The following is a 1416-nucleotide window of genomic DNA, read 5'->3' as shown; positions in this document are numbered from 1 at the left end:
CAGTAAGAATGCAAGACAAAACTGGCGAAGGCCGCGTTCTGGCGCGCCCCCCTCTGGCCTGCCGGCCATCTCCCCCTCAAGGGGGGAGATCGGCAGCTTCACGGGCGGCGCTCTGCCCGCAACGTGGGTGATTATCGAAAGCTGAGCCGCCAGCCAATCTCCCCCCTTGAGGGGGAGATGTCCGGCAGGACAGAGGGGGGTGTTTGGCACCAGCCTTGGTGGACGCGCAAAAATCATGACCCGCATCCTCTGCCGCAACTTTGTCAAAACGCCGTCCGCGAGCGCAGCGCCGCGGCCAGCGTGCCCTCGTCGAGATAGTCGAGTTCGCCGCCGACCGGCACGCCATGCGCGAGCCGTGTCACCTTGATGTCGAAGCCGGACAGCTGATCGGTGAGGTAATGCGCGGTCGTCTGGCCCTCCACCGTCGCATTGACGGCGAGGATGATCTCCTTGACCTCGCCACCGGCGACGCGGTCGACCAGCGACCGCATGTTGAGCTGGTCGGGGCCGATGCCGTCGAGCGGCGACAATGTGCCGCCGAGAACGTGGTAGCGCACATTCATCGCCGCCGCGCGCTCCAGCGCCCACAGGTCGGAGACGTCCTCGACGACGATGATGGTGCCGGCATCGCGGCGCGGGTCGGTGCAGATCATGCAAGGGTCCGATGTGTCGACATTGCCGCAGGTCGAGCAGATGCGCACCTTGTCGGCCGCTTCGGCCATGGCGGCGGCCAGCGGCGACAAAAGCTGCTCCTTCTTCTTGATCAGATGAAGGGCCGCACGCCTGGCCGACCGGGGACCCAGCCCCGGCACCTTGGCCAGGAGCTGGATCAGACGTTCGATCTCGGGACCGGCGATTCGCTTCGACATCGCTCTGATCTAGAGCAATTCCAGGAAAAGTGCGAAGCGGTTTTCCCGGGAAAAGCGCGAAGCGCTTTCCCTTGGGAATTGCGTCAAAACGAAAAGCTGGAGCGGTTCACCGTTTCCGCGAAACGGTGAACCGCTCCAGGATTTTTCAGAGCGCTTTGGAACATCCCGCATCCGCATGAACCACCATATTAGCCGGGCGGACCATTGGACAGACCATAGAGCGCAGATCAGTTGGCTTCGAGCGGCCGGCCCTGGCTGACGATCATCGCGCCGACAGCGTCGGTGTTCTCAGGCGTCGACTGGAATCCCATAGACGCCTCTTGCGGCGCGTCCTCGACCGAGGAGATGACCCTTGTCCTTGTGTTCAAGGTTCCGCCAAAACGGGCGGCATCCGGTTCCTCCATCGGCTCCTGCATCGCCACCACCGTCGGCTCCGCCGAGACACGCGCGGATTTCGCGGTCGGCGCGGCGGCCGCGGTCATATAGGTCTGCTGGGCAGGGACGGACCGGACGGTCGCCGGCTTGGCCGGACGCACCGGCTCGGCGG

General features: G+C 64.6%; 1 protein-coding gene and 1 pseudogene. Both read right to left on the bottom strand.

The annotated features are described in order from the left end of the window. Positions 1-263: 263 nt before the first annotated feature. Positions 264-869: a recombination mediator RecR gene (gene recR / locus EN964_RS34555; RefSeq protein WP_027039603.1), complete on the bottom strand. Its 606-nt coding sequence runs from the start codon at positions 867-869 to the stop codon at positions 264-266. A 227-nt stretch (positions 870-1096) separates the two neighbouring features. Then, positions 1097-1416, bottom strand: a pseudogene (locus EN964_RS34550) (cell wall hydrolase); the annotation flags it as partial.

This window comes from Mesorhizobium sp. M7A.F.Ca.CA.001.10.2.1, assembly GCF_003998575.1.
GTDB lineage: Bacteria > Pseudomonadota > Alphaproteobacteria > Rhizobiales > Rhizobiaceae > Mesorhizobium.
Note: the sequence above shows the minus strand (reverse complement) of the source record. Positions and strands in the feature narration are given on the sequence as shown.

Excerpts from the sequence above, each read along its gene's own strand:
- recR (WP_027039603.1), bottom strand. The coding sequence starts at position 869 with ATGTCGAAGCGAATCGCCGGTCCCGAGATCGAACGTCTGATCCAGCTC.